This window comes from Pseudomonas sp. Leaf129, assembly GCF_001423465.1.
In the GTDB taxonomy this organism is placed as follows: Bacteria; Pseudomonadota; Gammaproteobacteria; order Pseudomonadales; family Pseudomonadaceae; genus Aquipseudomonas; species Aquipseudomonas coleopterorum.
Genome location: NZ_LMOC01000006.1, coordinates 273,284 through 297,484 on the forward strand (window position 1 = coordinate 273,284; position 24,201 = coordinate 297,484).

Sequence of the window (24,201 nt, forward strand, 5' to 3'; positions counted from 1 at the left end):
GTGTGGGCTGGGAGCGGCGCGTCAGTCGGGGCTTGCCAGGCGGTAGCCGACGCCGGGTTCGGTGATGAGGAAGCGCGGGGCGGCGGGGTCGTCGCCGAGTTTGTGGCGCAGGTGGCCGACGACGATGCGCAGGTAGTGACTGTCGTCGAGGTGGGTCGGGCCCCAGATGTCCTTGAGCAATTGCTGCTGGGTGATGACTCGCCCCGGATAGCGCGCCAGCTGTGCTAGCACGGCGTACTCCTTGCGGGTCAGCGCCACCTCGACGCCATCGAGGGTGACCCGGCGCGATGCCAGGTCGACCTGCAGCGGACCCAGTTGCAAGGCCGCTTCGTGGACCGGGCTGCCGCTGGCCTGGCGCAACAGCGCACGCACCCTGGCGAGGAATTCCTGGATGCCGAAGGGCTTGGTCACGTAGTCGTTGGCGCCGCTGTCCAGGGCCTGGACCTTCTGCGCCTCGCTGGCGCGCACCGAGAGCACCAGCACCGGCACCGCGCTCCACTGGCGCAACTGCTCCAGCACCTGCTGGCCGTCCATGTCCGGCAGGCCCAGGTCCAGCATGATCAGGTCCGGACGCAGCAGAGCGGCCTGGCTCAGGCCCTCGGCGCCGGTGCCCGCTTCGATCACCTTGTAGCCCTGGGAGGCCAGGCTGATGCGTAGGAATTTGCGGATCTGCGGTTCGTCGTCGATGACCAGCAAGGTGCTGGCCAGAGGAGGATGGGTAAGGCTCATGCTCAGGTATCCGGATCGGCGCCCGGTTGAGCGCGCAGCGGCAAGCATAAGGCGATGCAGGTGCCATGGCCATCGATGCCGCTGCCGACTTCCACGCGACCGCCATGGGCGCCGACCATGCCCTGGCAGATCGCCAGGCCCAGCCCCGTGCCCTGCCCGCCTCGATCACCGCGCGCGGCGGTGTAGAACATGTCGAAAATCTTCGCACGCTCGGCTTCGGGAATACCGGGCCCCTCGTCGCTGACCGCGAGCAGCAGGCTCTCATCGCGCACACGGGCCGACACTTGCAAGCGACCGCCCACCGGCGAGAACCGCGCGGCATTTTCCAGCACGTTGACCAGGGCCTGTTCGATCAACGCCGCATGCACATACAGCAAGGGCAATTGCGCAGGTACCTGCACCTGGACCTGCAACGGTGCCAGCGGCGCGCGCAATCGACTCACGGCGCTGGCGACGATATCCCCGGCCGACACCCAGTCCCGCGCCAGCTTGAGAGCGCCGTGGCCCAGGCGTGTCATGTCAAGCAGGTTCTGGATGTAGCGGTCCAGGCGCTCGGCTTCGTCACGGGTCACTTCGAGCAAGGCCTGGCGATCGTCCGGCGCCAGGGCCGTGCCCAGTGCCAGCAGGCTGTCGATGCTGCCACGCATGGCGGTCAGCGGCGTGCGCAGGTCATGGGACACCGAGGCCAGCAAGGCACTGCGCAACTGTTCGGTTTCACCGTGCAGGCGCGCCGCTTCCAGGTCATGGGCCAAGTCCGCGCGGGCCAGGGCCTGCGCCACCGGCTGCACCAGCGCGCCGAGCAGGCGTCGGCCAGGGTCATCGAGCCGACCGGCCTGCTGTTCGGCCACCGCGAGCAACGCCAGCACCTGGCCCTCCCATGTTACTGGCAACCACCACCAACGCCCCGCCGGCAATGTGGTGGTGCCCAGCCCAGCCGGTTGCGCGTGGTTGCCGGCCCACTGCGCTGCAGCCAGTTCGGTGGTCGAGAACGACACCGCCCCGCCCTGGGCCACCTTCCAGCCCTGCTCGCTGCGCTCGAGCAGACAGATGTCCAGCCCCGGCCAACCCTGCAAGTGCTGCGCGGCTGCACTGAACACCGCCTGGCGGTCGGTCGCCGCAGCCAGCAGTCGGGACAGCTCCAGCAGTTGCGCGGTGTGCGCCTGGGTTTCGCGCAAGGCGCTGAGCTGCTGGCGCTGGCGCGCGGCCAGGTTGCCCGTGAGCGCTGCCATCAGCAGAAAGAACAGCAGGGTCAGGACGTCTTCCTGGCGCTGGATGCTCAGGGAGAAATTGGGTGGGATGAATAGAAAGTCGTACGCCAGGAACGACAGCGCGGCACAGCTGAGTGCCGGCCCCGGGCTGCTGCGAACCGCCACCAACAGCACGGCGGCGAGGAATACCAGGGAGATATTGGGCAAGTCCAGCACCTGTGCCACGGCCCAGGCCAGCCCGCTGGCCAAAAGCGTTGCCAGTATCGCCAGGGCATACTCGCGCCAACGTCCGACGGGCCGTGTGCGCGGCGTTGGCGGTGACGGCATCTGAGCCCGCGCCAGCACGTTGATTTCCAGACCGCTGGGATGGCGCAGCAAGCGTTCGGCCAGGCCCGCGCCGAAGCGGCGCCGGCGCGACTGGCCGACCAGTACCAGGTTGGCTCGGCGGTCGGCGGCGTGTTGCAGCAAGGTCCTGGCCACTTCCGCATCGCGCAGTTCCACCACCTCGCCGCCGAGCCGTTCGGCCGTCTGCTGGGCCAGTTTCAGGCGCTGACGCCCTGTTTCATCCAGCAGCGAGCCGTCGTCCACATGGACCACGGACCAGGGCAGATGACGACGGCGGGCGACGCGGCTGGCGTGGCGCACCAGGCGCTCGGCCTGCTCGTCGGCGGCGATGCCTACCAGCAGTCGTCCGCGCACGCTGGGCGCCTGCTGGCCGAGGCTGCGGTAGCCTTCGTGCAGATCGTCGTCGACCTGAGCGGCGGCCGTCTGCATGGCCAGCTCGCGCAGGGCGCTGAGGTTGGTCTGGGTGAAAAAGGCGTCGATGGCGGCCCGGGCCTGCTCCGGCACGTACACCTTGCCCTCGCGCAGACGTTCGAGCAGCTCGCGCGGCGGCAGGTCGATCAGCAGCAGATCGTCGGCCTCCTGCACCACCCAATCGGGCAGGGTTTCGCGCACCTGCACGCCGGTGATGGTCTGGACCTGATCGTTCAGGCTTTCCAGGTGTTGGACGTTGACCGTGGTGTACACATCGATGCCGGCGGCGAGCAGTTCCTGCACATCCTGCCAACGCTTGGCGTGCCGGCTGCCAGGCGCATTGCTGTGCGCCAGCTCGTCGACCAGGACCAGGGCCGGGCGGGCAGCGAGCACGGCATCCAGGTCCATTTCCTCGAGGGTCACGTCGCGGTATTCGCAGCGCCGCAACGCCTGCTGGGGCAGACCGACCAGCAGCGCTTCGGTTTCCGCGCGGCCGTGGGTCTGCACCACGGCAGCCAGGACCTCGATGCCCTGACGCTGGCGAGCGTGGGCGGCCTGGAGCATGGCGTAGGTCTTGCCGACACCGGGCGCGGCGCCGAGAAACACTTTCAAGCGGCCACGCCCGCTGCGGGGCAAGGCGGCCAGCAGGGCATCGGCGCGGCCGGAATCACTCATGGTCTGGGCTCATGGCATCGCATCATAATCATCGGGACTGTGACGTTAGCCGATCCAGCGCCTGGTTCAAAGCCAGCACGTTGACCACCTCCGGGCCGATGGCCGGCGATCGGGTCTGCGCCTGCACCAGCGCGCGCAGAGTCGACTCGGGCAGCCCGCGTTCGCGCGCCACCCGGGGGACCTGATAGCTCACCGCTGCCGGTGGCAGATCAGGGTCCAGGCCACTGGCCGAGGTGGTCAACAGCGCCAGCGGCACCGGACCTTGCTGCGCATCGAACTGCTCATCGGCCTGCGCCAGCACGCGAGTGCCCAGCGCTGGATTGCTCGGCGCCAGGTTGCTCGCACCACTGGCCAGGGTCGCGTAGTCGGCTGCCGAAGGCCGTGAATGAAACCAGCGCTCATCGGTGAAGGCCTGGGCGAGCAAGGCGGAACCGCGTACCTGGCCCTGCGCGTCGCGCACCAGGCTGCCGTTGGCCTGGGCGGGAAAGGCCCACTGCCCTACCGCCCACACCAGCAGCGGATAGGCACCGCCGGTGAGCAAGGTCATCAACAGAATCAGGCTCAAGGCCGGACGCAACAAACTGTTCATCATTCAAGCTCCAGGGTCAGACCAGGTGCAAAGCGGTGAGGACGATATCGATGGCCTTGATGCCGATGAAGGGCACCACCAAACCACCCAGGCCATAGATAAGAACGTTGCGCCGCAGCAGTTGCGCGGCGCTGTCGGCCTGCACCCGCACGCCGCGCAGGGCCAGGGGGATCAACACGATGATGATCAAGGCGTTGAAGACGATGGCCGAGAGGATCGCGCTCTGCGGGCTGGCCAGGTTCATCACGTTGAGCACGCCCAGGGATGGGTACACCGCAGCGAACAGCGCCGGGAGGATGGCGAAATACTTGGCCACGTCGTTGGCGATGGAGAACGTGGTCAAGGCGCCGCGGGTGACCAGCAGTTCCTTGCCGATGCGCACGATGTCGAGCAGCTTGGTCGGATCGCTGTCCAGGTCGACCATGTTGGCTGCCTCGCGCGCAGCCTGGGTGCCATCGTTCATCGCCACGCCGACGTCGGCCTGGGCCAGTGCAGGCGCATCGTTGGCGCCGTCGCCGCACATGGCCACCAGGCGGCCGTCGGCCTGTTCCTGGCGTATGCGCGCCAGCTTCTTCTGCGGCGTGGCTTCGGCCAGCACATCGTCGACCCCGGCTTCGGCGGCGATGGCGGCAGCCGTCAGCGGGTTATCGCCGGTCACCATCACGGTGCGGATGCCCAGCTTGCGCAACTGCTCGAAGCGCTCGCGAATGCCGGGCTTGACCACGTCCTTGAGGTGGATGACACCCAGCAACTGCCGGTCGCGACATACCAGCAACGGTGTGCCGCCACTTTGCGCGATGCGCTCGATGTGTTCGGCCAGCGCGGGCGCAAGCTGCGCCCTGGATTGGCCGATGAACGCCAGCAGCGAGTCCACCGCGCCCTTGCGGTAGCACTGCTGGTCGAGTTCGACGCCCGACAGCCGCGTCTGGGCGCTGAACGGCACCGATTGCCAACGTTCGTCAGCGGGCTCGTCGATGCTGAACAGTGGCCGGATGAACTCGACCACCGAGCGCCCTTCCGCCGTTTCATCGCCCAGCGAGGCCAGCAGCGTACCCTCGGCCATCTGTGCGTCGCTGACGCCAGGGGCGGCATGCAAGGCGCTGCAGCGGCGGTTGCCGAAGGTGATGGTGCCGGTCTTGTCGAGCAGCAACACATGGACGTCACCGGCCGCTTCCACGGCGCGGCCGGACTTGGCCACGACGTTGAGCCGCACCAGGCGGTCCATGCCGGCGATACCGATGGCCGACAGCAGGCCGGCGATAGTGGTCGGGATCAGGGTTACCAGCAATGCCAGGAGAAACACCAACGGCAGGCTGTGCCCGGAGAAGCGAGCAAACGGCTGCAGGGTGACCACCACCAGCAGGAAGACCATGGTCAGGCCGATCAGCAGGATGTCCAGGGCCACTTCGTTGGGCGTCTTCTGCCGCTTCGCGCCTTCCACCAGGGCGATCATGCGATCCAGGGTCGACTCGCCGGGGTCGGTGCTGATCTCGATCAGCAGCCAGTCCGACACCACCAGGGTATTGCCGGTGACGGCCGAGCGGTCGCCACCCGATTCACGGATTACCGGCGCCGACTCACCGGTGATGGCGGCCTCGTTGACGGCGGCGATGCCCTCGCGCACCTCGCCGTCACCGGGAATCATCTGCCCGGCTTCGACGCGAACCACATCGCCCTTGCGCAAGGCGGTGGCGGCAACCGTCTCGAAGCTGCCGTCGGCACGTTGCCGGCGAGCCTGCAGGCCCTGGCTGCCGGCCTTGAGGCTGTCGGCGCGGGCACGGCCACGGCCTTCGGCCAGTGCTTCGGCGAAATTGGCGAACAGCAGGGTAAACCACAGCCACACGGCAATCTGCACGGCAACCGAGGCCGACACTGCCGGGTCGGGCAGCAGGCACAGGCCGGTGGTCAGTACGGCGCACAACTCCACCACCAGCAGCACGGGGCTGCGCAGCAGTCGCCGGGGGTCGAGCTTGACGAACGCCTGCAGCAGCGCGGGTCGCCACAGGGCACTCAAGGTGGCCCCGGCGGGCGGTTGTGGTTGCGTGGCAGCGGCAACGGTCGATCGGTTCATGGTCCAGGCCTCAGAAATGCAGGTTCAAGTGCTCGGCGATCGGCCCCAGGGCCAGCACCGGCAGGAAAGTCAGGCCACCCACGATCAGCAGGGTCACGGTCAGCAGGGTGATGAACAGCAGGCCGTGGGTGGCGAAGCTGTCGGCGCTCGGCGCGCTGGCGTTCTTGCTGGCCAGGGCTCCGGCCAGGGCCAGCACCGGCAGGATGTAGCCGAAGCGGCCAAGCAACATGCCCAAAGCCAGCATGAGGTTGTGAAAGGCCGTGTTGGCGGACAGCCCGGCGAAGGCCGAACCGTTGTTGGCGCTGGCCGAGGTGTAGGCATACAGCAACTGAGTGAAGCCATGGGGGCCGGGGTTGCTCACCGCTCCGGCCGGTCCCGGCAGGCTCACGGCGATGGCGCTGAGCACCAGCACACCCACGGGCATGACCAGCAGGCTCGCCACCAACCAGCGCACCTCGCGCGCCTGGAGTTTCTTGCCCAGGTACTCCGGGGTTCGACCGATCATCAAGCCGGCCAGGAACACCGTCAGCAGCACGTTGAGGAGCATGCCGTAGAGACCGGCGCCGACACCGCCGAAGATCACTTCGCCGAGCATCATGTTGACCAGCGCAACCATCCCGGAGAGCGGATTGAGGCTGTCGTGCATGGCATTGACCGAACCGTTCGAGGCGGCCGTGGTGGTCACCGACCAAAGCACGCTGGCGGTGGTGCCGAAGCGGCTTTCCTTGCCTTCCAGCGGCGCGGTCTGCTCGACCATGGCACTGGCCAGCGATGGGTTGGGTTGCTGCTCGGCGTACAGCGACAGCCCCAGGCCCAGCAACAGCAAGGTCAACATGCACGCCAGGATCGCCCGACTCTGGCGCAGGTCCTTCACGTAATGGCCGAAGGTGAAGACCAGGGCGACCGGGATGGTCAGGATCGCGACCAATTCGAACAGGTTGCTCCAAGCCGTGGGATTCTCGAACGGATGGGCCGAGTTGACGCCGAAGAATCCGCCGCCGTTGGTGCCCAGCTGTTTGATGGCGATCTGGCTGGCTGCCGGGCCGAGGGGGATGGTCTGTGAGTTGCCCTGCAAGGTCAGCGCGTCCACATAGGGCGCGAACGTCTGCGGTACACCCTGCCAGACAAGGAAAACGGCGAGCAGCAAGGCCAGCGGCAGCAGGCCATACAGCGTGGCACGGGTCACATCGACCCAGAAGTTGCCCAGGGTACTGGCCGAACGGCGACTGATGCCCCGGCACAGCGCCACCAGCACCGCCAACCCGGTGGCGGCGCTGAGAAAGTTCTGCACGCCCAGGCCAGCCATCTGGCTCAGGTAGCTGAGCGAGGTTTCGCCGCTGTAGGCCTGCCAGTTGGTGTTGGCCATGAAGCTGACGGCGGTGTTGAACGCCAGGGTCCACTCCTGGCCCGGCAGGTGCTGGGGATTGAGCGGCAGATAACCCTGCAGCATGAGCATGGCGAACAGCAGGCCAAAGCCGGCCAGGTTGAAAACCAGCAGCGCCAGGGCATATTGCTGCCAGCTCTGCTGCTGTTGCGCATCGATACCGCAAAAGCGGTAGCACAGCTTCTCCACCGGTTGCAGCGGTACGCTGAGCCAGGTGCGCTGGCCTTCCATGACCTTGTAGTAGAAACGTCCGAGCCAGGGCGCCGGTAGCAGGATCAAGGCGAGAAAGGCCGCTATCAGGGCGAAATCGTGACTGTTCATCAATGACTAGCCTCCACTGGCGCGCAAGAGGGCAACGAGCAGGTACACGAACAAACCGATGGCCAGCAGCAGGAACAGGCCGTCCAGAACAGACATGGGAATATCTCCAGGCGCGGCGGCTGCCGCTTGCCGACATTCTCCAAGGCCAGGGTGTAAAGGCGCGAGATCGATACCCGGGCCTGGCCGTAAAGAAAGCGTAAAAATCGGTCCGTCACATCCCGCCACGAGCGGGCGCATGGGAAGCGCGGGACCGAACGGCTATCATGGCGGCCTTCCCTGCCCCCCGGAGCCTTCATGCGCCTGTTCCACACCTCCGACTGGCACCTCGGCCAAAGCCTGCACGGTCAGGAGCGCGACTTCGAACATGCAAGCTTCCTGCGCTGGCTGCTGCGTCAGCTCGCCCAGCGCCAGCCCGACGTGCTGCTGGTGGCGGGCGACATCTTCGATACGGTCAATCCGCCGGTGCGGGCGCAGGAGCGGCTGTACAACTTCATCGTCAGCGCCCACGAGCAACAACCGCAGCTGACCATCGTGATGATCGCCGGCAACCACGACTCCGGTTCGCGCATCGAATTACCGGGGCCGTTGATGCGTCGCCTGCGCACCCATGCGCTGGGCCGGGTGATGTGGCTCGAAGACGGCCGCCTCGACAGCGAGCGGCTGTTGCTGCCGCTGCCCGATGCCCATGGCCAGGTGCAGGCCTGGTGCCTGGCCCTGCCCTTCCTGCGCCCCGCTGAGGTGACCGGCGCAACCCTGGGCGAGGATTACCTGCAAGGCATCGCCCGGGTGCACGAGATGCTGATCGCCGCTGCCAATGCCCGACGCTCGCCGGGGCAGGCCCTGATCGCCATCAGCCACGCGCACATGGCGGGCGGTTCGGTGTCGATGGAGTCCGAGCGCAGCCTGGTGATCGGCAGTGCCGAAGCCCTGCCGGCCAGCCTGTTCGACGCCAGCATCAGCTACGTTGCGCTGGGCCATCTGCACAAGCCGCAGAAGGTCAACGGCGAATCACGCATTCGCTACAGCGGCTCGCCCATACCGCTGTCGTTTTCCGAGATCGAGTACCCGCACCAGATCCTCGAGATCGAGTGCGCCGGTGAGCAGTTGGTGAGCGTGGAACCGATCCTGATCCCGCGCGCGGTCGACCTGCTGCGCATCGGCCCGGCGCCGTTGCCGCAGGTCCGCGAACAGTTGCAGCAACTACCGGACGTGGACCTGTTGGCTGATGTGCTGAGCTACCCCTGGCTGGAAGTGCGGGTGGTACTCGACGAGCCGCAACCGGACCTGCGCCAGCACATCGAAACCGCCCTGCAAGGCAAGGCCGTGCGTCTGGTGCGGATCGCTGCCGAGTACGCCGGGCGGGTCAACGCCGACAACGAGGATGTCGGCGCCCTGATCGAGCTGGACCAGCTCAGCCCCCACGAACTGTTCAGCCGCGCCTGGCTCGACAGCTACGGCAGCGAGGTGGACGAACAGACCCTGGACGACTTCGCGCAGTTGTTGCAGGAAGTGCAGCTGGAGGGCGAAACCCCATGAAGATTCTGGCCATCCGCCTGAAGAACCTCGCCTCGTTGGCAGGCCCGTTCGAACTGGACTTCACCGCCGAACCGCTGGCCAGCGCCGGTCTGTTCGCCATCACCGGCCCCACCGGCGCGGGCAAGAGCACCCTGCTCGACGCCCTGTGCCTGGCGCTGTTCGGCGCCGTACCGCGCCTGGGCAATGCGTCGCAGAGTGCCAAGGTGCCCGACGCCGACGGTGAAATCGGCAGCTACGACCCGCGCACCCTGTTGCGCCGGGGTACCGGGGCGGGCTATGCGGAAGTGGATTTCCTCGGCGTCGACGGTCGTCGCTATCGCGCGCGCTGGGAGGCCAACCGGGCACGGGACAAACCGGCGGGCAAGTTGCAGAACAGCCGGCAGTCGCTGCGCGATCTGGACAATGACCAGTTGCTCGCCAGCCAGAAAGGGGAATACAAGCAACTGCTGGAAGCTCGCCTGGGGCTGAACTTCGAGCAGTTCACCCGTGCGGTGATGCTGGCGCAGAGCGAGTTCAGTGCCTTTCTCAAGGCCGACGACAATGAACGCAGCGAACTGCTGGAAAAGCTCACCGACACCGCGCTCTATACGCGCCTGGGCAAACGCGCCTTCGAAAAGAGCCGCGACGCCCGCGAGCAGCTCAAGCACTGGCAGGACCAGGCCACCGGTATCGCGCCACTGGCCGCCGAAGCGCGCGAAGCGCTGGATCTGGAATTTCACACCGCCAGCGAGCAACTGCGGCAGCACCAGGCGCACCTCAAACAGGTGGAACAGCAACAGCAGTGGCACCGCGAAGACCGCCGCCTGAGCGACGACTGCCAGGCAGCAAGGCAGCAGTTGCAAGACGCATCCCAGGCATGGGAAGCAGGCGCCGAGCAACGTTCGCAATTGCACATGCTCGAACAACTGGCACCGCAACGCTACCTGTTCAGCCGCGAGGAGGAAGTGCGCACCCAGCTCCAGCCCCTGGCCGAACGTATCGAGCTGTCGCGTTCGCGGCAGCAACAGCAGGCGGTGCAGCAGCAACAACTGGACGAGCAACGCGAACAGGCCGGGCGCACGCTGCAACAGGCGTTGGCGCAACAGGCCCAAGCGCAGCCCCGGTTGCAGCAGGCCTTCGACGAGCAGTCGAACCGAAGCCGATTGCAGGCCGAGCTCGAACCCCTGAGTCCGGCGCTGGCCGAAGCCGAGCGGCAGCGTTCCTCCGCAGAGCAGGCGCTGCAGGGCATGGAGCAGCAACAGGCCGACAGTGGCGAACGCCTGCAGCAGGTCGCCGACGCGCTCGAGCGCAGCGCCGAACTGGCGCCGCTGGCCGCTACCTGGAGCGCCTACCTGCCGCGCCTGCAGCAAGTGGTGACGCTGAGCAGTCGCCTGCGCCAGGGCCAGATCGAACTGCCAGACCTGCAGGCGCAGGCACACGCCACACAAACGAGCCTGGAAGCGCATCAAAGCGACCTTGCCCGCGTCTTTCAGCATGCCCCATGCAGCGCCGAGGACCTGCCCGAGCGCTTGCAGCAACTGACCCAGCGCCTGCAACAGCAACGCCTGGCGCTGCGTGGCGTACAGGAACTGGAACGGCTGTGGCAGCGGCGCAACGCCGTTCAGGAACGTCTCGAACAAGGGCGCCAGCAGCAGGCCACCTTGCTGGCCCGGCGCGAGCAATTGACCGCCCAGGGGCTGGAGGTCCGCGCGGCCCATGAACAGGCCGAGCAAGCCTTGAAGGTGACCCTGCAACTGCTCGAACGCCAGCGCCTGGCGCGCAGCGAAAGCGTCGAGCAGTTGCGCGAACGTTTGCAGCCCGAGCAGCCCTGTCCGGTCTGTGGCAGTGTCGAGCACCCCTATCATGCGCCGGAGGCGCTGTTGCAGGCGCTGTCGGCGCACGATGACGACGAAGAGCAGCGCGCCCGCGCTGCGCTGAAGCCATTGTCCGAACGCCTGGTCGAGCTGCGTACCGAAGTCGGCGCGCTGATCGAGCAGCACAAGCAGCTCAAGGCGCAGGAGCAACAATGGCTCGACCAGCCAGGTGACGCCGAACTGGCCGGGCATCCGCTCTACCCTGCCCTGAGCGACGCCGAGCAGCCGGCAGACTGGCTGCGCGACACCCTGGCCAACCACACGCGTCTGATCGACGAGGATGAACGTCAGCAGAACAGCCTGCTGGCCTTGCAACAGCAGGCGACCGCCCTGCAGCGCGCCGTGGCGCAGGCCAGTGAAGCCAGCCAGCAGGCGCGGCAGACACTGCAGGCGCATCAGTCCCACCTGGACGCCGACCAGCAGCGGCTCGACGACGAGTTACAGGCGCTGGCCAGTCAGTTGCCCGCCGCTCGCCTGCAGGCCCTGCGCGAACACCCGGCGCAGACGTTCATGGCCTTGGAGCAGAACATCGCCGAGCGCCTGGCCCAGATCGAGCAGCGCGATGAAGAACAGTCGGAATTCGACGCCCGTGCGCGACGCATCGAACAGGCCCGCAGCGAGCATGCGCGGCAGCAGACCGACTGCGAGCAGCAACGCCAGCGGGTCGAGGCGCTGTCCACGCAACTGCAGACCTGCGAGGCACGGCTACGCGAATTGCTGGGCGAGCATGCCCAGGCGTCCGCCTGGCAGACGGCCTTGCACGATCAGGTCGAGACGGCGCGCGAGCAGGAACGGCAGGTCGACCGCCAGCAACAGGATCTCCGAACCCAGACAGTGCAGACCGCCAGCGCCCTGGAGGCCGATACTGCGCAGCAGGCCCAATTGCAGCAAACCCTGGCTGACGTGCAGCAGGCCCTGCACGCCTGGCGCGAGCAGCGTCCGCAACTGGACGACGACGGGTTGCAGGCACTGCTCGCCATCGATGAACCCCAGGTCGATGAGCTGCGCAGCCGCCTGCAGAGCACGGGAAAAACCCTGGAACAGGCGCGCATCCGCTTGCACGAACGCGAGCAGCGCCAGCAGGCTCATCGGGCACAGGTCGACGCGATTGCCAGTGCCGAGGCGCTGGACGCACAGCACGCCGCCCTGCTGATGGACGTCGAACGGCAGGAGCAGCAATGCGCCGAGCTGCGCGCCCAGCAAGCCGAAGACCAGCGTCGGCACAGCGCCAACCAGGCCCTGCAGGCGCAGATTGCCGAGGCCGATGCGCACTACCAGCGTTGGGCACGCCTGGCGGCACTGATCGGTTCGGCCGAAGGCGATCGCTTCCGCAAGATCGCCCAGGCCTACAACCTCGACCTGCTGGTGCATCACGCCAACGTGCAACTGCGTCAGCTGGTGCGCCGCTACCGCCTCAAGCGCGGCGGCAGCATGCTCGGGCTGTTGGTGCTGGACACCGAAATGGGCGACGAAATGCGCTCGGTGCATTCGTTGTCAGGCGGGGAAACCTTTCTGGTGTCACTGGCACTGGCCCTGGGGCTGGCGTCGATGGCGTCGAGCACGCTGCGCATCGAGTCGCTGTTCATCGACGAAGGCTTCGGCAGCCTCGATCCCGAATCGCTGCAACTGGCGATGGATGCGCTCGACGGCCTGCAGGCGCAGGGACGCAAGGTGGCGGTGATTTCCCACGTGCAGGAGATGCACGAACGCATCCCGGTGCAGATTCAGGTGCGGCGTCTGGGCAATGGGCTGAGCAGCGTCGAGGTCAGCGGCTAGCGCCCTGACCCGGACAACGCGGCGTGCCTGGCACGCCGGGTTGTCTGTAGCGTGTTACTGAGTCAGGAATTTCAGGTCCGACGGCGCGTCCTGCTTGAAACTCTGTACCGTCTCACCCAGCATCCCGGTGCTGGCGTCGCGCTTGAGCACGGTGATCTGGTTGCTCTTCTGGTTGGCGATCAACAGGAAGTGACCGGTGGGGTCGAGGGCGAACTCGCGTGGGTGATCGCCGTCCACATGCCGACGCTGGATCTCCTTGAGATGGCCGGTGCCGGGGTCGACGCTGAACACCAGCATCTGGTTGGCCGTGCCGCGGTTGCTCACGTAGAGGAAGCGACCATCGGCAGACAGGTGCAAGGCGCCGCTGGCGCTTTCCTTGCCGACGGTGCCCAGTTCGAGCAGCTGCTGGCGTACCAGGTTGCCATCTTTGACGTCGAACATGGCCAGTTGACCGCTCATCTCCAGTGTCAGATAAGCATGTTTGCCATCACGACTGAACAGCAGGTGACGCGGACCACTGCCGTCCGGCAGTTGCACCGAGGCCGGTTGAGCGGGCACCAGTGGACGCTCGGCGGACTTGGGCTCGTAACGGTAGACGTAGACGCGGTCAGCGCCGAGGTCGCTGGCATAGACATAACGGCCCGACGGCGGCAGCGACACCACCGAGTGGACGTGGGGCCCGGCCTGGCGCTCGGGGTTGACCTGGCTGGCGACGTGCTTGAGCTCCTGCACGACGTTACTGAGAGTGCCGTCTTCGGCCACATTCAGCACGCTCAGGCTGCCGCCCGGATTGGCACTGACGGCATAGTTGGCCACGAACAGGTGGCGCCCGTCCTGGCTCAGGCTGGAATGGGTCGGCTCGTCGCCGCTGGTGGCCACCTGATTGACCTGACGGATATCGTGGGTCTTGCCGTCCACAGTGAAGCTGGTGACCTTGCCAATTACGTCTTTCTGGCCGGGGCCGTTTTCATTGACCACGAACAGGCGGCGCTGGTCTTGGGACAAGGTCAGCCAGGACGGGTTGGAACTCTTGACCGTCTGCCGAGGCTGGGCCTCGATCTGGCCGGTAGTGCTGTCGAAGGCGTAGCGGTAGATGCCTTCGCTGGAACCCTGGGTGTAGGTGCCCACCAGCAGGTCATATTTTTCGGCTGCAGCGGCGTGCAGGGATGTCAGGGCCAAGCCGTTGACAAGCATGGATAGCAAAACTCGCTTCATGAAGGTTTCTCCGAAGCCTCTTGTGTGTGGCCGATCTTGCATGGCGCTGAATGTTGTTGCGGCAGCAGGAGCGAACGTGGATCGGACTTTACAGACCACCGTGTTCACGCCTGGGTTTCATCGTCTTCGTCGCGGGCCGAAAAGGCACTGAGGCACGTCAAGGTGTGGGACGTGCCGTCGCGAGTGATAACGAAGCTGTCGGGCTCGGCACCTGGCTGAGCAGCCTGCTGCTCAGCCAGGGTAAACGCCCAACGCTTGAGCTCGCGGCCGTCCATGCATTCGATGTGCAGGGTCTGCTCTTCGTCGAAGGAGAAGTCGAAGGCATGCAGCGTGTCGATCAGCAGCATGTCGCAGGTTTCTAGCGCGGTGGGCAGGGTCATGGTCGGACCTCCTGGGTAAAGTCGGACCATGATACCTGCGATGCATCCTTCTGGCCTGCTGTCGCGCCCCTACAGGACACCCACGGTGCCTGGAGCGAACGCTTGCTCTGCCTGGCCAACGCTGTTCACCAACGGTGCGCCGAACTCCGGCAGGCTGATTTCGAAGCGATCACCCACCTGGGTGGCGAGGCCATCGGCGAACGACAGCGTGGCCGTGCCGAAGAAGTGAATGTGCACGTCGCCCGGATTGAGGAACTGCGCGTACTTGAAATGGTGGTACTCCAGGTTGTCGAAGCTGTGGCACATGTTCGCTTCGCCACTGAGAAATTCCTTTTCCCAGATCACCTCGCCAGCCCGCCGGATACGGCTGGTGCCGGACAGGTGCTCGGGCAGCTCGCCCACGCGCAGCTCCGGACCATAGCTGCAACTGCGCAACTTGGAATGGGCCAGGTAGAGGTAGTTCTTGCGTTCCATCACATGGTCGGAGAATTCGTTGCCCAGGGCGAATCCCAGGCGATACGGGCGGCGGTCCGGGCCGATCACGTACAGCCCACCCAGCTCGGGCTCTTCGCCGGCGTCTTCGGCAAAGGGCGGAACGGGGAACGCCTGGCCGGGCCGCACGACGATGCTGCCGTCGCCCTTGTAGAACCACTCCGGCTGCACGCCGGGCTGGCCCGCGGCAGGCTTGCCGCCCTCCACACCCCACTGGAATATCTTCATGCTGTCGGTGACTGCCGTGTCGGCGCTGTGCTGGTGCATCTTGTCGCGGGTGGCGGCACTGCCCAAGTGGGTCAGGCCGGTGCCGGTCACCAGCATGTGCGCCGGATCGGGGTGATCCAGCGGCGGCAGAATACGCGCCTCTTCGAGCAACTGCGGGTAGTCGTGCTGCTCACCCAGACCACAGCTATCCACCGCCTGGGCCAGGCCATGGCCTGCGGAGATGGCGGCCAAAGCCAGTTCACGGACGCTGTTCGCGCCGCGCACTTCGTGGACCCGATCGCCGTCGACCAGACCGACCCGACGTTGACCGTTGCTCAATTCAAATTGCACCAGATGCATGACGAGCTTCCTTTTGCTGGGTTCAGGAACGGGCGCTGGCGGCGAACGCATCGGCCGGCAGCACGTGACGGCGCTCCAGCAACTGGTAGACCACTGCGGTCAGCACCAGCCCGAACACCATCACGCCGCTGAGAAAATACAGGCCGCTGGCCAGGTTACCGGTGTACTCCTTGAGCGCGCCGATCACGAACGGCCCGATGTAGCCGCCCAGGTTGCCCACCGAGTTGATCAGGGCAATGCCGGCCGCCGCACTGGCCCCGGCGAAGAAGCGACCCGGCAGGGTCCAGAACACCGCCGTGCAGGAGAACAGGCTGAACGCCACCAAGCACAGAGCTGCCAGCTGCGCCGCCGGCAGGCTCAGCCAGGCGCTGAGGAACAGACCGATTGCGCCTAGCACGTACAACACCGCCAGATGGCCGTAGCGATCGTTGAGACGATCCGAGCTGCGCGGGATGAGCAACAGCCCGATGATGCCGAATACATACGGTACCGAAGACACGAATCCGGTGGTCAGGTCGCTGCCGCCGAATTGTTTGATCAAGGTCGGCAACCACAGGCCCAGACCGTAGATGCTCAAGGTCACCGGCAGGTAGAACAACGCCAGCAGCAGCACGCGAAAATCCTTGAGCGCATGCAGCGGGTTGCCGTGGCGCGTCTGGCCATAGGCTTGCAGGTCGTTCTGCAGTTCAGTGGCCAGCCAGTCTTTCTCAGCCTGGTTCATCCATTTGACCTGCTGCGGGCCATCGGGCAGCCAGCGCAGCACCGGCCAGGTCAGCAGGATGGCCGGCGTGCCGATGACGATGAACAACCACTGCCAGCCGTGCAGGCCGAGCACGCCGTCCATGCCCAGCAGAGCGCCGGACACAGGCCCGGTGATCATCATGGCGATGGGTTGGGACAGAATGAACAGACCCAGGATCTTGCCGCGGTGACGGACCGGGAACCACTGCGTGATGTAGTAGAGCACGCCGGGAAAGAAGCCGGCTTCGGCCGCCCCCAGCAGGAAGCGCATGACATAGAAGCTGTGCGGGCCCTGCACGAACGCCATGCCGATGGTGATGGCGCCCCAGGTGATCATGATGCGGGCGAACCAGCGACGGGCGCCGAAACGTTCGAGCATCAGGTTGCTGGGGATTTCCAGCAGAAAGTAGCCAATGAAGAACAGCCCTGCACCCAAGCCGTAGGCGGCGTCGCCGATACCCACGTCCGCGCCCATGTGCAGCTTGGCGAAGCCCACTGCGGAGCGATCCACGTAGGCGATCAGGTACAGCAGAATCAGGAACGGGATCAATTTGAAGGTGATGCGGCGTATAAGCCCGAGTTCCTGGCTCATGGGATCGATCTCCACTTTCTTGTTTTTATGCTTGTTTTGGGTGGGAAGGCCACAGCGCCCCGTCGCCCTTTTCGAGGGACCTGAAACGACGCTCAACCTTCACTGAAATCGACTTTATAGTATTACTATTTGCTTCACAAGCTCTTCCAATCGACGATCCAATGGCCTATTTTGAGGGCATACACAAAAACAAGTCTTACAATAAGAGAGCCCTCATGCCTGACAACAAACCCACCCTGCGCTCGGCCCAATGGTTCGGTACGGCTGACAAGAACGGCTTCATGTACCGCAGCTGGATGAAGAACCAGGGCATCGCCGATCACCAGTTCAATGGCAAGCCGATCATTGGCATCTGCAACACCTGGTCCGAGCTGACCCCTTGCAACGCCCACTTCCGCACCATCGCCGAACACGTCAAACGCGGCGTGATCGAGGCCGGTGGCTTCCCTGTGGAGTTTCCGGTGTTCTCCAACGGCGAGTCCAACCTGCGCCCCACGGCGATGCTCACCCGCAACCTGGCCAGCATGGATGTGGAGGAAGCGATCCGCGGCAACCCGATCGACGGCGTGGTGCTGCTCACCGGCTGCGACAAGACCACCCCTGCCCTGCTGATGGGCGCGGCCAGTTGCGACGTGCCGGCCATCGTCGTGACCGGCGGGCCGATGCTCAACGGCAAGCACAAGGGCCGCGACATCGGCGCCGGCACCATCGTCTGGCAGATGCATGAGTCGTACAAAGCCGGCCAGATCAGCCTCGACGAGTTTCTCTCGGCCGAGGCCGGCATGTCGCGTTCGGCCGGTACCTGCAACACCATGGGCACTGCCTCGACCATGGCCTGCATGGCCGAAGCGCTGGGCACTTCGCTGCCGCACAACGCCGCCATTCCGGCAGTGGACTCGCGTCGCTATGTGCTCGCGCACATGTCGGGCATGCGTGCGGTGCAGATGGTCCGTGAAGACCTGCGCCTGTCGAAGATCCTTACCAAGGAGGCGTTCGAAAACGCCATTCGGGTCAATGCGGCCATCGGCGGCTCGACCAATGCGGTGATCCACCTCAAGGCCATCGCCGGCCGGATCGGCGTGGACCTGGAGCTGGACGACTGGACGCGCATCGGCCGCGGCACCCCCACCCTGGTTGACCTGCAGCCGTCGGGCCGCTTCCTGATGGAGGAGTTCTACTATGCCGGCGGTCTGCCGGCCGTTCTGCGCCGCCTGGGGGAAAACAATCTGATCCCCAACCCGGATGCCTTGACCGTCAACGGTCAGACGTTGTGGCAGAACGTGCAGAACTCGCCGATCTATGGCGAGGACGAGGTGATCCGCGCCATCGACAACCCCTTGGTGGCCGACGGTGGCATCTGCGTGTTGCGCGGTAACCTGGCGCCGCTAGGGGCGGTGCTCAAGCCCTCGGCCGCCACTCCTGCGCTGATGACCCATCGCGGTCGCGCGGTGGTGTTCGAGGACTTCGACATGTACAAGGCGCGCATCAACGATCCAGACCTGGACGTGGACGCCAGCTCCATCTTGATCATGAAGAACTGTGGGCCCAAGGGTTATCCAGGCATGGCCGAGGTCGGTAACATGGGCCTGCCGGCCAAGCTGCTGGCGCAAGGAGTCACCGACATGGTGCGTATTTCCGATGCGCGCATGAGCGGTACCGCCTACGGCACGGTAGTCCTGCACGTGGCGCCGGAAGCCGCCGCCGGCGGGCCGTTGGCAGTGGTCCGCGAAGGCGATTACATCGAGCTCGATTGCGCCAGCGGGCGCTTGCACCTGGACATCCCCGACAGCGAATTGCAGGCCCGCCTGGCGGACTGGCAGGCACCATCGCAGTCATTGCTGGTGGGCGGCTACCGGCAGTTATACATCGACCATGTGATGCAGGCCGACCAGGGTTGCGATTTCGATTTTCTGGTCGGGTGCAGGGGGTCCGAGGTGCCGCGGCATTCGCATTGACCACCCCTCCCCGCGACGCCAGCCTGTAGGAGCGGTCAGTGGCCGCGAAAAAAGCACTACGGTGCATCAGGATATACCGTGGCGTTTTTTTCGCGGCCGATGACCGCTCCTACGAAATGGGCGGTGACTGGGCATAAAAAAACCCGACTCAAGGTCGGGTTTTTGCATCGCTATCAAGCAGGCATGAAGCTTACTTGGCGCGACCTTTGTACGAACCGCCTTCACGGGTGTCGATCTCGATCATGTCGCCGATCTCGATGAAGTCCGCAACGCTCAGCTCGGTACCGTTCTTCAGTTTGGCAGGCTTCATGACCTTGCCCGACGTGTCGCCGCGAGCGGAACCTTCGGTGTAGTCGACCTGACGCACGATGGTGGTCGGCAGCTCTACGCTGACCAGACGCTCTTCGAAGAACACGGCTTCGCAGACGTCGGTCATGCCTTCTTCCACGAATGGCAGAACGGCTTCGATATCTTCGGCGTTCAGTTCATACATGGTGTAGTCGGTGGTATCCATGAACGTGTAGCTGTCACCGCTGATGAACGACAGGGTCGCTTCCTTGCGGTCCAGGATCACGTCGTCCAGCTTGTCGTCGGCACTGTAGACGGTTTCGGTCTTGTAGCCGGTCAGCAGGTTCTTCAGCTTGGTCTTCATGATCGCGCTGTTACGGCCCGACTTGGTGAATTCAGCTTTCTGAACCAGCCAAGGGTCGTTGTCGATACGGATCACGGTACCGGGTTTCAGTTCTTTACCAGTTTTCATTACGAATATCCGAATTTGGATGGTGATTTACAAAAATCTAGGCCGCGTATCATAGCCAATTTCGGTAAAACTGCACCAGCGCCGTCGCAAGATCAGCTTGTGCGGCCTGTAGCGCGCACCATTGACGCGCGTGGGCGACCAGTTCCGGCCAGTGTTCGAGGGCCTCGCGCCACGCCGGGCCGATGTCGGCGCCCTCCACGCTCTGGTTCCAGGCCCGCCACAGTCCGCGCAGCGCCGCATAGGCCGCGGGCGACAGGCCTTCGCCGTAGCGATCGAGGAACGCTTCGAGCTTTTCCCAGTGGGCGTATTCTTCCTGCACATAGATGTGCCAGACCATCGGCGCGGCGGCCCACTGGGCGCGAACGAAGGAATCTTCGCCGCGCACGGCATTGAAATCGCAGCACCACAGCAGCCGGTCATATTCGCTCTGGCGGACGAACGGCAGCACCTGGACCTTCAGGCTGCCTCGTTGCACCTGGCTGCCGACCTCCAGGGAAGCATCGCCCAGCCATTGCCGTACATCGGCCAGCACCCGTCCTTCGGGGACCAGCAGATGGTTGCCGCGCGTATCGTCAGCCAGCGCGTCCAGCCACGAGGCCAGGCCGCTGTGCTCGTAGGCGAACAGGGAGAGCACGCGCGCTCCCGGTTCGGGCTCAATCCCCAGTTCTGCGAGAAACGCCTGACGCGCCTTAGGATCGGCCTGGAAAGCCTCGCGCCGCTCGATCAGCCCGGCTTCGCGCAGCAGGCCACCGGTCCCCGTGGTGAAGCCGGGGAAGAAGAAGTACTTGCGCAGTCCGCCCGGCTGCGGCGAAGGCAGGCCGTGGCAGCCATCGACCCAGGTTTCGGCGCTCAGGTAATCGAGGTTCAACCACAACGGTGACGGGCTGCGAACCGCCATCGCGTCCACATATTCAGGCGGCAACTTGCAGGCGAAGGCCCCCACCACCACATCGGCGACCTCGGTCGCTTGCCATTCGCCGCTCCAATGCCGGACTTCGACGCCGTCGTGCCACTGCTGCGCCTGCTCGGCGTTCGCCGCGGGCCACAGGCGGGCGAACGGCACCAGGTCGTCGACCCACAGACGAACCTGCATGCCGTGCTCGACCTGCAGCTGCCGGGCCAGGCGCCAGGTGATACCGATGTCGCCGTAGTTGTCCACGACCGTACAGAAAATGTCCCAGGTGGCCTTCATGGCTGACTCCAACGCAAACGGTTACACAAAGCGCGCTATTGTCCGCATAAACACCGGCGCACAGAAGCATTAAAGGCGGTTCGTGCGACAATCGTCCGCTCGCCCCAATCATCAGTCTGCCCATGAACAAGCCTGCCCTGCTGCAATCGATCATCGAACGCCTGACCCTGGACCTGGACATTGCCCAGCGGGCTGCCCAGACGGCCTATGAAACCGCCACCCACGAAGAGAACGTGGCCGAGAACAAATACGACACGCTGGGGCTGGAAGCGTCCTACCTGGCCACCGGACAGGCGCGACGGATGGAGGAGATTCGCCAGGGGCTGGCGAAGTTTCTTGCGTTGCAGTTGCGTGATTTTCGGGCGGGAATCGAGCTGGGTGCGCTTGTGACGCTGGAATCGGCAACCGGTGCGCGCCAGTGGTTTTTCCTGGGGCCGGATGCGGCGGGGTTGAAGCTTGAGTTCGAAGGCTGCCCGGTCATGGTCATCACCCCACGCTCGCCGCTGGGGCAAAGCCTGTTGGGCAAAGGCGTCGACGATGAGGTCGGCATGGCCGGCAAGGTTCAGGTCATTGTCGAGGTGATTTGAAGCATGGTGCAGGTCATGTGGGAGCGGGCTCTGCCCGCGAAGGGCGCGACGCGGTTTACCTGGTACACCGCGTCGCCGATTCGCGGCCGATAACCGCTCCCACAAACACCAGCGCCATCGACCCTGTAGGAGCGGTCCGTGGCCGCGAAAGGCGCGACGCGATTTGTCTGGTACACCGCGTATACCGATGACGCGGCTTGCGCCGCTGCTACAGGGGTGTAGCAGCGGCAATGCGGGTTACTTCTTGTCGGGCAGGGCGTAGGCGATCACGTAGTCGCCGCGGTCTGGCGACTGGCGGGCGCCGCCAGCGGTGATGACCACGTACTGCTTGCCGGTCTTGGGCGAGACGAAGGTCATCGGGCCGCCCTGGCTGCCAACCGGCAGACGGGCTTTCCAGGCCTCTTCACCGGTGGCCGAGTTGAACGCCCGCAGGTAGTAGTCCTGAGTACCGGCAATGAACACCAGGCCACCCTGGGTCGACAGCGTGCCACCCAGCGTCGGCATGCCGATCGGCAGCGGCAGGTGCATCTTCACACCCATTGGGCCGGTGTCTTCCACCGTCCCGACCGGTACTTGCCACGCGACTTTCTGAGTCTTCATGTCGATCGCGGTCAAGGTGCCGAAAGGCGGCGCCTGGCACGGGATGCCGGCGATGGACAGGAAGCGGTTCTTGTTCACCGCATACGGCGTGCCCTTGAGCGGCACTGCACCCATGCCGGTGTTCAGCGCTTCGCCACCCGAAGAAGCCTTGGCATCCTTCTGCTGAGGCACCATCTGCACCCACAGGCCCAAGCGCATATCATTGACGAAGATGAAGCCATGCACCGGGTCGGTCGACAAGCTGCCCCAGTTCATGCCACCAAGGGAGCCTGGAAAGCTGAGCGACACATCGGTGCCCGGCGCGGTGTACAGGCCTTCATAACGCATTTTCTTGAACGAGATGCGGCACAGCATCTGGTCGAACGGCGTGGCACCCCACATGTCCGATTCGCTCAGGTGTTGCGCGCCGATCTGCGGCATGCCTACCGACAGCGGCTGGGTCTTGGCATAGGGTTCGCCAGGAATGTCCGAGCCCTTGACCGGAATGTCCTGCACAGCGGTCAGCGGTTGACCGGTGGCGCGGTCCAGCACATAGATCTGCCCTGCCTTGGTGCCTATCACCACTGCTGGCACGCTGCTGCCGTCAGGCTTGGGGAAATCCATCAAGGTGGGCTGCATCGGCAGGTCGAAGTCCCACAGATCGTTGTGCACGGTCTGATAGACCCACTTTTCTTCACCCGTGGTCGCATTAAGCGCCAGGATCGAAGCACCGTAACGATGGTTCAGCGCAGTACGTTCGACACCGTAGATGTCGGTGGACGAGCTGCCCATGGGCAGGAACACGGTGTTCATCTTCGGATCGTACGACATCGGCGCCCAGCTGTTGGGCGTGCTGCGTACATAGGTGTTGTCGCCGGTCGGCGCCTGCTTGTCCTCAGGGTTGCCCGGATCGAAGGCCCAGCGCATCTGGCCGGTGATCACGTCGAAACCACGGATCACACCACCTGGCATGTCGGCTTGTACGTTATCGGCAACGCGACCGCCGACCACCACGGTAGTGCCCGCCATCAACGGCGCAGACGACAACTGATAGTACGAATCCGGAACCTTGCCCAGACCGGCTTTCAGGTCCACCTGACCGTTGTTACCGAAACCCTGGCAGAACTCGCCGGTGTCGGCGTCCACGGCAATCAGACGGGCATCGATGGTGTTGGTCAGCAGGCGACGCTGGCAGTTGGCGCCAGGTGCGACCGACACCGCCTTGACTGGCGTGTTGCCTTCACTGGACTCAACCACCGGGCTGCTGGCATCGAAATACGCCAGGCCACGGCAACGCTGCCAGACCGCAGCCTGGGCATTGATCTCGTTCTTCCACAGCTCTTTGCCGGTGTCGGCATTCAGGGCGATGATGTTGTTGTGCGGGGTGCACACGAACACCTTGTCACCCACCTGCAACGGTGTGGCCTGATCTTCGGCGCCGTTGCCGTTGCTGATGGCAACGTCACCGGTGTGGTAGGTCCAGGCCGGTACCAGGCTGGCGACGTTGTCGCGGTTGATCTGGTCCAGGGCCGCGAAGCGATTGCCGCCTTCGTCGTTGCCGTAATGGGCCCAGTCTTTCTGCGCATTGGCCGGGTTGACCTGGGTCAGGCCGGGGCCTTCACCGGTCGGCGCGACCGAAGGGTGTGGCACGAACATGCCGGCACCGCCAGCAACCACCGCCACCGCCAGCACGGCGCCGAGCACATAGCCAGCGCGGCCGCCGCTGAGGCCATTGGCCCGACGCAAGGTCGGATAGGCCAACGCCACCACCAGGCTCAGCACCGCCGGAGCGAACAGACGGGAGATTTGCGGCCAGAAGTTCAGACCGGCGTCGACCAGGGCCCAGATCACCGACAGCACCATGACCGCGGCGAACAGCCAGGCGCCCAGCAGGCGCGACTTGAACAGGGCGATGGCGGCGACGGTCATGCCCAGACCGGCCAGCAGGAAGTACCAGCTCCCCCCCAGCGCGGCGAGGTAGCCACCGCCAGCAAGATAGAGCAGTCCGAATACGAGTACGCCCAAGGCAGCGACCCAGATGGGCCAACGGCGCACCGCTGGCGAAGGTTGAGGCTTAGTCATGTTGCATGATCCTGTTGACGCATGAACGTTTCTGGAAGGTCGAACACAGTGTAGGCAAGCCTGTACGACACGCTTGTCATGACACGATGGGTGACGTGGTTCCACGACCTGCACGGCTTTCCGTCAGAGCTCCCGGAAAGGGAAACGGGCGCCGCCGCAGC

Annotated in this window: 17 protein-coding genes; 4 read left to right on the forward strand and 13 right to left on the reverse strand. The window is 65.0% G+C overall.

Going from position 1 to position 24,201, the window contains the following annotated elements:
• Window positions 1-21: 21 nt before the first annotated feature.
• From ASF66_RS09310 to ASF66_RS21995, 6 genes are read right to left on the reverse strand one after another with little or no spacing between them, the layout of a single operon-like run.
• The gene (locus tag ASF66_RS09310) at window positions 22-729 is read right to left on the reverse strand and encodes a response regulator (RefSeq protein WP_056843623.1); all 708 of its coding nucleotides are present in this window, start codon (window positions 727-729) and stop codon (window positions 22-24) included.
• Between the two features lie 2 nt (window positions 730-731).
• Window positions 732-3,368: a sensor histidine kinase gene (locus ASF66_RS09315; protein ID WP_056843624.1), complete on the reverse strand. Its 2,637-nt coding sequence runs from the start codon at window positions 3,366-3,368 to the stop codon at window positions 732-734.
• 28 nt (window positions 3,369-3,396) lie between these two features.
• Window positions 3,397-3,957 (reverse strand): potassium-transporting ATPase subunit KdpC, encoded by a 561-nt coding sequence (kdpC, locus tag ASF66_RS09320; protein ID WP_056843625.1) that lies wholly within the window; start codon window positions 3,955-3,957, stop codon window positions 3,397-3,399.
• A gap of 16 nt (window positions 3,958-3,973) precedes the next feature.
• Entirely contained in the window at window positions 3,974-6,028 is a 2,055-nt protein-coding gene (kdpB, locus tag ASF66_RS09325; protein WP_056843626.1) for a potassium-transporting ATPase subunit KdpB, read from the reverse strand.
• 10 nt (window positions 6,029-6,038) lie between these two features.
• Window positions 6,039-7,733 carry a potassium-transporting ATPase subunit KdpA gene (gene kdpA, locus ASF66_RS09330; RefSeq protein WP_056843627.1) on the reverse strand — a complete coding sequence of 565 codons (1,695 nt, stop codon included), beginning with the start codon at window positions 7,731-7,733 and terminating at the stop codon, window positions 6,039-6,041.
• Window positions 7,734-7,739: 6 nt separating this feature from the next.
• On the reverse strand, window positions 7,740-7,829 hold the full coding sequence (locus tag ASF66_RS21995) for a potassium-transporting ATPase subunit F (RefSeq protein ID WP_082223535.1): 90 nt from the start codon (window positions 7,827-7,829) through the stop codon (window positions 7,740-7,742).
• A gap of 198 nt (window positions 7,830-8,027) precedes the next feature.
• Here ASF66_RS21995 and ASF66_RS09335 point away from each other — a divergent pair, with 198 nt between their 5' ends.
• Both ASF66_RS09335 and ASF66_RS09340 read left to right on the forward strand, forming a co-directional pair.
• A complete protein-coding gene (locus tag ASF66_RS09335; protein WP_056843628.1) occupies window positions 8,028-9,269 on the forward strand; it encodes an exonuclease SbcCD subunit D C-terminal domain-containing protein in 1,242 nt (413 codons plus the stop codon).
• Window positions 9,266-12,898, forward strand: coding sequence for an AAA family ATPase (locus tag ASF66_RS09340; protein ID WP_056843629.1), 3,633 nt, complete (start codon window positions 9,266-9,268; stop codon window positions 12,896-12,898). Before ASF66_RS09335 ends, ASF66_RS09340 begins: the two co-directional genes overlap by 4 nt.
• Window positions 12,899-12,952: 54 nt before the next feature.
• Here the strand turns inward: ASF66_RS09340 and ASF66_RS09345 are convergent, their stop codons facing one another.
• From ASF66_RS09345 to ASF66_RS09360, 4 genes are all read right to left on the reverse strand, one after another.
• Window positions 12,953-14,113, reverse strand: coding sequence for a lactonase family protein (locus tag ASF66_RS09345; protein ID WP_056843630.1), 1,161 nt, complete (start codon window positions 14,111-14,113; stop codon window positions 12,953-12,955).
• Between the two features lie 104 nt (window positions 14,114-14,217).
• Window positions 14,218-14,493 (reverse strand): DUF5629 family protein, encoded by a 276-nt coding sequence (locus ASF66_RS09350; RefSeq protein WP_236707082.1) that lies wholly within the window; start codon window positions 14,491-14,493, stop codon window positions 14,218-14,220.
• Between the two features lie 69 nt (window positions 14,494-14,562).
• Window positions 14,563-15,552 (reverse strand): AraD1 family protein, encoded by a 990-nt coding sequence (araD1, locus tag ASF66_RS09355; protein WP_056843632.1) that lies wholly within the window; start codon window positions 15,550-15,552, stop codon window positions 14,563-14,565.
• Window positions 15,553-15,574: 22 nt separating this feature from the next.
• A complete protein-coding gene (locus tag ASF66_RS09360) occupies window positions 15,575-16,885 on the reverse strand; it encodes an MFS transporter (RefSeq protein ID WP_056843633.1) in 1,311 nt (436 codons plus the stop codon).
• A 215-nt stretch (window positions 16,886-17,100) separates the two neighbouring features.
• Here ASF66_RS09360 and ASF66_RS09365 point away from each other — a divergent pair, with 215 nt between their 5' ends.
• The gene (locus ASF66_RS09365) at window positions 17,101-18,840 is read left to right on the forward strand and encodes an IlvD/Edd family dehydratase (protein ID WP_056843634.1); all 1,740 of its coding nucleotides are present in this window, start codon (window positions 17,101-17,103) and stop codon (window positions 18,838-18,840) included.
• Window positions 18,841-19,030: 190 nt separating this feature from the next.
• Here the strand turns inward: ASF66_RS09365 and ASF66_RS09370 are convergent, their stop codons facing one another.
• On the reverse strand, window positions 19,031-19,600 hold the full coding sequence (locus tag ASF66_RS09370; RefSeq protein WP_049858924.1) for an elongation factor P: 570 nt from the start codon (window positions 19,598-19,600) through the stop codon (window positions 19,031-19,033).
• A gap of 49 nt (window positions 19,601-19,649) precedes the next feature.
• A complete protein-coding gene (gene earP, locus ASF66_RS09375; protein ID WP_056843635.1) occupies window positions 19,650-20,792 on the reverse strand; it encodes an elongation factor P maturation arginine rhamnosyltransferase EarP in 1,143 nt (380 codons plus the stop codon).
• Window positions 20,793-20,914: 122 nt separating this feature from the next.
• Between earP and ASF66_RS09380 the strand changes: the two genes are divergently transcribed.
• The gene (locus ASF66_RS09380; protein WP_056843636.1) at window positions 20,915-21,379 is read left to right on the forward strand and encodes a GreA/GreB family elongation factor; all 465 of its coding nucleotides are present in this window, start codon (window positions 20,915-20,917) and stop codon (window positions 21,377-21,379) included.
• 237 nt (window positions 21,380-21,616) lie between these two features.
• Here ASF66_RS09380 and ASF66_RS09385 read toward each other — a convergent pair whose 3' ends face one another.
• Window positions 21,617-24,040 (reverse strand): glucose/quinate/shikimate family membrane-bound PQQ-dependent dehydrogenase, encoded by a 2,424-nt coding sequence (locus ASF66_RS09385; RefSeq protein WP_056843637.1) that lies wholly within the window; start codon window positions 24,038-24,040, stop codon window positions 21,617-21,619.
• Window positions 24,041-24,201 lie beyond the last annotated feature (161 nt).